6 protein-coding genes are annotated in these 8,170 nt (G+C 58.7%); 2 read left to right on the top strand and 4 right to left on the bottom strand.

Annotated features, from left to right (window positions below):
• The 4 genes from pqqF to H8S59_RS24800 all read right to left on the bottom strand — a co-directional run.
• The coding region (pqqF, locus tag H8S59_RS24815; protein ID WP_187523135.1) for a pyrroloquinoline quinone biosynthesis protein PqqF at positions 1-863 on the bottom strand (863 nt) is incomplete at its 3' end.
• Between the two features lie 1,053 nt (positions 864-1,916).
• Positions 1,917-2,723 (bottom strand): carbon-nitrogen hydrolase family protein, encoded by an 807-nt coding sequence (locus H8S59_RS24810; RefSeq protein WP_187523134.1) that lies wholly within the window; start codon positions 2,721-2,723, stop codon positions 1,917-1,919.
• A 15-nt stretch (positions 2,724-2,738) separates the two neighbouring features.
• On the bottom strand, positions 2,739-4,418 hold the full coding sequence (locus H8S59_RS24805) for a flavin monoamine oxidase family protein (RefSeq protein ID WP_187523133.1): 1,680 nt from the start codon (positions 4,416-4,418) through the stop codon (positions 2,739-2,741).
• Positions 4,419-4,725: 307 nt separating this feature from the next.
• Positions 4,726-5,187 carry an Lrp/AsnC family transcriptional regulator gene (locus tag H8S59_RS24800; protein WP_027899479.1) on the bottom strand — a complete coding sequence of 154 codons (462 nt, stop codon included), beginning with the start codon at positions 5,185-5,187 and terminating at the stop codon, positions 4,726-4,728.
• 409 nt (positions 5,188-5,596) lie between these two features.
• Here H8S59_RS24800 and oxlT point away from each other — a divergent pair, with 409 nt between their 5' ends.
• Together oxlT and H8S59_RS24790 are read left to right on the top strand one after the other, a co-directional pair.
• Complete coding sequence (gene oxlT, locus H8S59_RS24795) at positions 5,597-6,889, top strand: oxalate/formate MFS antiporter (protein WP_187523132.1); 1,293 nt, start codon at positions 5,597-5,599, stop codon at positions 6,887-6,889.
• Positions 6,890-8,170 (top strand): gamma-glutamyltransferase family protein (locus H8S59_RS24790; protein WP_187523131.1); only part of this gene is annotated, 1,281 nt, incomplete at its 3' end.

The following is an 8,170-nucleotide window of genomic DNA, read 5'->3' as shown; positions in this document are numbered from 1 at the left end:
TGACCCGCAAACTGATAAACCACCTCCGCCTTCAACGCTTCAACCACGCCCTCCGCTCGACTGCCATTCAGGCAATGACACAAAAACGCGGCGGCTTCATCCGCCCCCTCAGGCAAATCCTCACAGACCAGAAGCAGTTGCTGATCGGAACTGACGCATATCCGGTTTTCATCATCAACCAGCTTCGGCGGCTGTTCTTGCGCGACCTTTACGCCACTGGCCAGCCCTGCGCCATAATTCGTCGCCAGCCCTTTTAGCTCCTCCAGCGACTGAGGCCCAGCCAGACACAAGGTCATTTGCCCGGCCTGATAAAACCGCTGATAAAAGTCGTGCAACGCTTGCTGAAAAGCCTGACGCGGCACCGGCAAGCTGTAGCGATTGCCAGCGTGAAATGCGCGCAGGGGATGGCCGGCGGAAATGCTTTCCAGCATCTGCATGTGCTGACGCGCAGTGGCGTCGCGAGACCAGGCGATGAACTCGGCATGCAGGACTTCCCGCTCGCGCAGTTGGTCCGCCAAGGTCATGCGGGGATGAGCGAGCATATCGCACAGGCGCTCCAGCCCTTGGGCGAACACCGCCAGCGGCAGTTCGAAAAAGAAATCAGTGGTTCGCTCGCGAGTACTGGCATTGATCTGCCCACCATGCCGCTGTACGAAGGCCATCAGCTTTTCATCCCCGGCAAACCGCTCGGTACCGAGGAAGAACAGATGCTCCAGAAAATGCGCAAGCCCCGGCCATGCAGTGGACACATCATGACTCCCCGCTGCCACCCGCAACGAAGCGGCGCAGCGCTTGAGCCGTGGCGAATGGCACAGCACGACGTTTAGGCCGTTTGCGAGCGTCAGGTGTCGTGTGACGAGCATGATGGGATCTGCCAAGGAAGAGCGATCATGCTAACGCGGCAGAGCGGTAGGAGCGAACTTGTTCGCGAGAAGGGCTGCGCGGTGTGTCAGGTATGTGCGTCTCGCGAACAAGTTCGCTCCTACCGTACGGCGCGGTGTCAGGCGGTAATGGTAGGAGGCAACTTGTTGGCGAGAGGGTCTACGCGGTGTGTCAGGAGTGTACGCCTCGCGAACAAGTTCGCTCCTACCGTGCGGCGCGTTGTCAGGCGGAATGGTAGGAGGCAACTTGTTCGCGAGAAGGGCTACGCGGTGTGTCAGATGTGTGCGCCTCGCGAACAAGTTCGCTCCTACCGTGCGGCGCGGTGTCAGGCGGTAATGGTAGGAGGCAACTTGTTGGCGAGAGGGTCTACGCGGTGTGTCAGGAGTGTACGCCTCGCGAACAAGTTCGCTCCTACCGTGCGGCGCGGTGTCAGGCGGTAATGGTAGGAGGCAACTTGTTGGCGAGAAGGGCTACGCGGTGGGTCAGGTATATGCGTCTCGCGAACAAGTTCGCTCCTACCGTGCGGCGCGGTGTCAGGCGGTAATGGCAGGAGGCAACTTGTTGGCGAGAAGGGCTACGCGGTGTGTCAGATGTGCGCGCCTAGCGAACAAGTTCGCTCCTACCGTGCGGCGCGGTGTCAGGCGGTAATGGTAGGAGGCAACTTGTTGGCGAGAAGGGCTGCGCGGTGTGTCAGGTATGTGCGTCTCGCGAACAAGTTCGCTCCTACCGTGCGGCGTGGTGTCAGGCGGTAATGGCAGGAGGCAACTTGTTGGCGAGAAGGGCTACACGGTGTGTCAGGAGTGTGCGCCTCGCGAACAAGTTCGCTCCTACCGTGCGGCGCGGTGTCAGGCGGTAATGGTAGGAGGCAACTTGTTGGCGAGAAGGGCTACGCGGTGTGTCAGATGTGCGCGTCTCGCGAACAAGTTTGCTCCTACCGTGAGGCGCGGTGTCAGGCGGAATGGTAGGAGGCAACTTGTTGGCGAGAAGGGCTACGCGGTGGGTCAGGTATGTGCGTCTCGCGAACAAGTTCGCTCCTACCTGTGATCAATCACCAGTCCGCCATACAACCCCGGCCGGCGATCATTGAAGTAGGTATTGATCGACCGCGATTGCTCCATCAACTGTCGATCCAGGGTGCCCGAGATCAACACTTCGTCCTGTTGCGCCACGGCCAGTCGGCTGCCATCCGGGGCGCACAGGCTGCTCAGGCCGCAATAGTGAATGTCACCTTCGCTGCCGCAATAGTTGGCGTAGACCACGTAGCACTGATTCTCGTAAGCCCGGGCTCGAACCGTCACCTCGGCGACAAAATCATAAGGCGCCATGTTAGCCGTCGGCACCAGAATCAACTCGGCACCTTCCAGCGCCAGGCGTCGGGTGTTTTCTGGAAACTCGACGTCATAACAGATCAGAAAACCCAGCCGCCAACCGTTCAATTCCACAATCGGAAAGCGGTCTTCGCCGGGACTGAACATCGCTTTGTCCAGGTCGCCGTACAGGTGCGTCTTGCGATAGTTGCAAAGGGTCTTGCCGTGGCTGTCGATCAACTGCACCGAGTTGTAAATCAGGTCGTCAGCACCCAGCTCCGGATACCCATAAAGGACCGCGATGCCGTAACCCTTGGCAATGGCCGCGATGTCGCCTGCCGCGAAGCCATCACTGGGTTGCGCCAATGTACGCGCCGCCTCGGCACCGATGTTGTAGCCCGTGAGGAACATTTCCGGGCAAACCAGCAACTCCGCACCGAGCGCTGCCGCCTCTCGCGCCTGATCATCCAGACGTTGCAGGTTGCCGCCGATATCCAGCGGCAGGGGCGGGCATTGGTACAGGGCGATGCGCATGATTCAGCCTTTTGTTCAGTCGGTCAGGGCGATGGGACCAATCTCGTGGAACACATCACCGGGGCCTGGGTTGTCGGCGTGGGTCTTGCCGCCGAAGTGGGTCATGATGCCCCACACCGCGTTCAGTGAGGTCTGCACTGCGCCTTCGACCCAGGCGGGGGTCCAGGATACGTCGTCTCCCGCGATAAACATGCCGCGCTGTTCGACCGGCATGTCCTGTTGCATGAAGTGCGCATACATCCGCTGGTTATAACGGTAGTGCCCCGGCAATGCGCCTTTGAAAGCGCCGAGGAAGTGCGGGTCCGATTCCCAGGAAACAGTGATCGGGTCACCGATGATCCGCGCCGCGATATCGACTTTAGGGTAGATCTTCTTCAGCGCATCGAGCGCCAGTTTGACCCGTTTTTCGATGGGCTGCGGCAACATCTTCAACGCATCACTCATCCACGAGTAAGACAGGCAGATCACCCCGGGCTTGTCGTCGCCATTATCGAACAGGTAAGTGCCGCGGGTCAGACGGTCGGTGAGGGTCATGCTCATGAGGTCGCGGCCGGTTTCCGGATCTTTGTCTTTCCAGAAAGGGCGGTCGACCATCACGAAGGTTTTCGACGATTGCATGTAACGCGTACGGTCCAGCGCCATCCACATTTTTTGCGAGAACAACGATTCTTCGCATTCGATCTGGGTGGTCAACAACCAGCTTTGGCAGGTGGTCAGAACAGCGGCGTAGTGGCGGGTGTCGCCCCAGTTATCAGTGACGGCCAGCAGACCGTCTTCAGCGCGGGCAATGCGCTTTACGCCGGTACGGGGCGCGCCATGGTGCAAAGAAGCAAGGCTGGTGCCTTCAGGCCAGTGGGCGCAGCGCTCCGGGACATGACGCCAGATGCCCAGCGGCACTTGTTCTACGCCGCCAACGATCAGGTGCTGGTGGTCGTCGCAGTTGGTCATGACCACGCGAAAGATTTCCAGCATCGAGTTGGGGAAGTCCGAGTCCCAGCCGCCGGTGCCGAAACCGACCTGGCCGAAGACTTCACGGTGGTAGAACGACAGTTTGGCGAACGCTTTGGAGGTGGCGACGAAATCATAGAACGTGCGGTCATCCCACAATGGCACCAAGGTGTTCCACAGCTCTTTGAGGCGCGGCACGTCGCGGTCGCGGATGGCTTGCTGAATGTCCTTGAAGCCCGAACCTTCTTCCAGCGCATCGGCCCAGGCGTCGGCCACTTCCTGGAACATAGCGGGGAGATCCGAGAGTTTCTGCGCGTAATACGTGACGCCTTCCAGGTCGATAACGGTACTGCCGGAGGCGGCCGTCAGCGGGTTTGGGAAAGGCTTCGATTCCAGGCCTAGCTTGTCGACGTAGTGGTAAAACGCCGTGGAGGACACCGGAAAGCGCATGCCGCCCAACTCCGCGATGATGCCTTCCGTGCCCTCGAAAGCCTGGGATCGCAGACGGCCGCCCATCTTCGATGCCTCGTAGACGACAGGCTTCAGGCCCAGCTTCATCAGTTCATAGGCCGCCACCAGACCCGCGATGCCCGCGCCAACGATCGCCACTTCCTGACCATGATTCTCGGCAGGAATACTGCCCAGCCCGGCGGGGTGCTCGATCCAGTCGTCGAAGGCGAAGGGGAAGTCCGGGCCGAACATAGTGATCGGCTTCTTACCGTCTGCGGGATGGCGATTGTTTTTCATGACTGACCTGGCTGGAACGCGAAAGGCACAGTCTAGACAAGCGCAGGGACATAAATAAGACGCAAAGTGTCGTCGTTATGGAGTGATTTTGTGCGATATGACGATTTTGACGATCACTTTAGCTCTTCTGCTGCTAGCAAGTTCGGGTTGAAACGCACATCCCTGTAGGAGTGAACTTGTTCGCGAACGGCTGCGCAGCAGTCGTAAATCTGGCGACCCGATTCCAGCAAATGCACCGAGTCGCGGCCGTTGCTGCCGCTTCGCGCCAGATCGCGAACAAGTTCACTCCTACAGGGGATTCGTTGTTCTAAACAGGTTGCCCGCGATCAATCTTGCTGCTGAGAATGATCGAGGTCGTGGTTTTCTCGACGCCATCAACGCTGCCGATCAAATCCAGCAGTTGGTCCAGTTGCTCCGGCGAATCAGTCCGCAGCCAGGCCACGTAATCGAATTCGCCACTCACAGCACACAGCTGCTGAACCTGAGCCAGACTGCTCAGGCGGCGTAGCACTTCCTTGCCCGAACGCGGTTGTACGGTGATCCCGACGTACGCCTGCAATCCCCCATCAACCACCCGCTGACTGAGGCGCACGCCGTAGCCGGTGATGACCTTGGCACTTTCCAGCCGCGCCAGCCTGGACGTCACGGTGGTCCGGGCGATACCCAGTTGCCGGGCAAGCATTGCAACGCTTTCGCGAGCATTGATCTGCAGGGCTGCGATCAACTGGCGGTCGACTTCATCAAGGACGGGCTGGCGGGTGGTGGACAAGAGTCTCTCCTTCAAGGCTGCGGGCATATTACCCGTGGTGGCCGCCAATAGGGTGCGTACGGGCTAAAACGAAGCAGGCAGAATCATTCTGGTGCGCACGTTATGAGCCGACAGGTGAACAAAAAAGGCAATGTGTCCGTTAAGCGATGCCTTGTGTCTTGCCAGCGTTAGATGAGTCTGGAGGGTAGGCGTAGAGTGATGATCGTTAATAAGTATTGTGCAAATATAATTCCCAAACTGTTAATGCCGTTATTTCGACCTTTGCTTCGGAAGTTATAAGTGCGGGCGATAGTTATGTATAAAACAGATTGGTCATATAAATCTCATACACTTTGCAATTGCCGCCTGAACGGGATTGGCATGCCACTTGCTGAACAGACGTATACCCACTTGCACAGTGAGATTTGTTATGGTCAGCAAGACGCTTACGCTAGAGCAGCCCGTCGTCGGAGCCTTTAGCTCGCGCTGGTATCAATTGGTTATCGGCATGGTTTGTATGATGGCCATTTCCAGTCCGCAATATGTGTGGACTTTATTTACCGGCCCATTAACGCAGAAGCTGGGTGTTTCACTGGCCCAGGTGCAGATCACATTCTCGTTGTTAATTATTCTGCAGACGTTCTTCTCACCGGCCCAAGGCTGGTTGATTGATCGTTTTGGTCTGCGCAAGTTGATTGCGACAGGCTGTGTTCTCTCCGGGTTGAGTTGGGTGCTCGCCAGTCACGCGACATCACTGACGTCGCTGTACCTGAGTTATGGCCTGCTGGGTGGCTTGGGGACCGGCATCGTGTATGTCGGCATCGTCGGTTTGATGGTTCGCTGGTTCCCGGATCGCCGTGGTCTGGCGGCGGGCGCTGTTGCTGCGGGTTACGGCATGGGCGCGATGCTCACGACTTTCCCGATCAGCAACAGCTTAAAGGATGTCGGCATGGAGTCGACGCTGATGACCTTTGGCCTGATCCTCGGCGCCGTGGGTCTTGTCGCTTCGCAGTTCTTGCGTCAACCGCCTGCGCAACTCGCCGAGCAGCCAGTGCCTATTGTCGGCAGAGTGGTTGCCGATGTGGCCCCGCGCGAGATGCTTAAAACACCGGTCTTCTGGCTGATGTTCGCGATGTTTACCATGATGTCCACCTCGGGTCTGATGGTCACTTCGCAGATGGCCAGTTTTGCCAAGGACTTCGGCATGACCAACGTGATGGTCATGGGCATGGCTGCCTTACCCCTGGCGCTGACCATTGACCGTATTTGCAACGGGCTGACACGGCCTTTGTTTGGCTGGATCTCTGATCGTTGGGGCCGGGAGAACACCATGGCCTTCGCCTTCTTTTTTGAAGGCGTCGCCATGACGTTGTGGTTTCTGACCATCGATAACCCGGTCCTTTTCGTATTGCTGTCAGGCGTGGTATTTCTCGGCTGGGGTGAGATTTTCTCGCTGTTCCCTTCGACGCTGACGGACACCTTCGGCAGTAAAAACGCGACGACCAACTACGGCTTTCTGTACATGGCCCAGGGTATCGGCTCAATCTTCGGTGGTCCGGTCGCGGCCTTGCTGAACCAATACACCGACAGCTGGATACCGGTGTTTGCCGTCGCGATCAGCTTCGACATCATTACTGCTGCATTGGCTTTTTTCGTCCTCAAACGCATGCGTATCAACTGGCTGGCGAAGAATGCCCCGCAGCCTGTCAACCAAGGAGTCTGAATGCTTAATACAACGCTCGCTGCTCGTGGGATCGCCGTCGCGCCTCATAGCCTTGCTGCGCAATCGGCATTGGCCGTATTGCGCGAGGGCGGCAACGCGATTGAAGCGATGGTCGCGGCGGCCGCTACGATTGCGGTGGTGTATCCACACATGAACAGCCTGGGCGGCGATGGCTTCTGGTTGATTGTTCCGCCCGAGGGAGAGCCGGTTGCCATTGATGCCAGCGGCCCTGCCGGCAGCCTTGCGACAATGGAGCGTTACGCGGGCATGACGCGTATTCCGGTTCGTGGTCCTGACGCTGCACTGACGGTTGCCGGTACTGTCGGCGGCTGGCAAGAAGCGTTGCAGGTCAGCACTGAAAGGGACGGTCGTCTGCCACTGTCTCGACTGTTGGCCGATGCGATCTTCTATGCGGAGTCCGGCATTCCGGTCACGCCGTCCCAGCACATGGCAACCACGAGCAAGCAGGCTGAGTTGCAGGATATTCCGGGCTTTGCCGAAACCTTTTTGCACGACGGACAAGCTCCCGGAGCGGGCAGTTTGTTCAAGCAAACGCGTCTCGCCAACACCTTGCGAACGCTGGCGGAGGAGGGGCTGGACAGTTTTTATCGCGGCTCGCTGGCGGACTCCATCGCCAAGGATCTAGAGCGGGCAGGCGCTCCGGTCACGCGCAGCGACCTGGCGGGTTATCGCGCCAAACGTGTCCGGGCCTTAGCGCTCCAGCATAGCGCTGGCACCGTGTTCAATATGCCGCCGCCGAGTCAGGGGCTGGTGTCGCAATTGATCCTTGGCATCGCAGATCACGCGGGTCTGAGCGAATGCACGGCTGACAGCGCCGAGCATATCCACACGCTGGTGGAAGCCACCAAACTGGCTTTCGCTGTGCGCGATGAACACATCACCGATCCCGAGCACATGACCATCGAGCCGCAGGCCTGTCTCGAAGCGGATTACCTGAGCGCTTTGGCCCAGCGCATCGATCCTCAGCACGCGGCACTCTGGGGTGAGGGCAAGGGACCGGGCGATACGATCTGGATGGGCATCATCGACAGCAGCGGTTTGGCGGTGTCATTCATCCAGAGCATCTATCACGAGTTTGGCAGCGGCGTCGTGTTGCCGGAGAGCGGTTTGAACTGGCAGAACCGGGGCGCTTCGTTCAGCCTCGACCCCGATCACCTATTGGCGCTGAAGCCCGGCAAGAAACCGTTCCACACGTTGAACCCTGCGGCGGCGCGGTTGAGTGATGGGCGTACGCTGGTTTACGGAACCATGGGTGGCGAC

This window comes from Pseudomonas folii, from assembly GCF_014357575.1.
GTDB lineage: Bacteria > Pseudomonadota > Gammaproteobacteria > Pseudomonadales > Pseudomonadaceae > Aquipseudomonas > Aquipseudomonas folii.
This window is presented reverse-complemented; position numbering and strand designations above follow the sequence as displayed.

Bases quoted from the DNA above. Each gene is read 5' to 3' on its own strand.
- H8S59_RS24810 (WP_187523134.1), bottom strand. From the start codon at position 2,723: ATGCGCATCGCCCTGTACCAATGCCCGCCCCTGCCGCTGGATATCGGC.
- H8S59_RS24805 (WP_187523133.1), bottom strand. From the start codon at position 4,418: ATGAAAAACAATCGCCATCCCGCAGACGGTAAGAAGCCGATCACTATG.
- oxlT (WP_187523132.1), top strand. From the start codon at position 5,597: ATGGTCAGCAAGACGCTTACGCTAGAGCAGCCCGTCGTCGGAGCCTTT.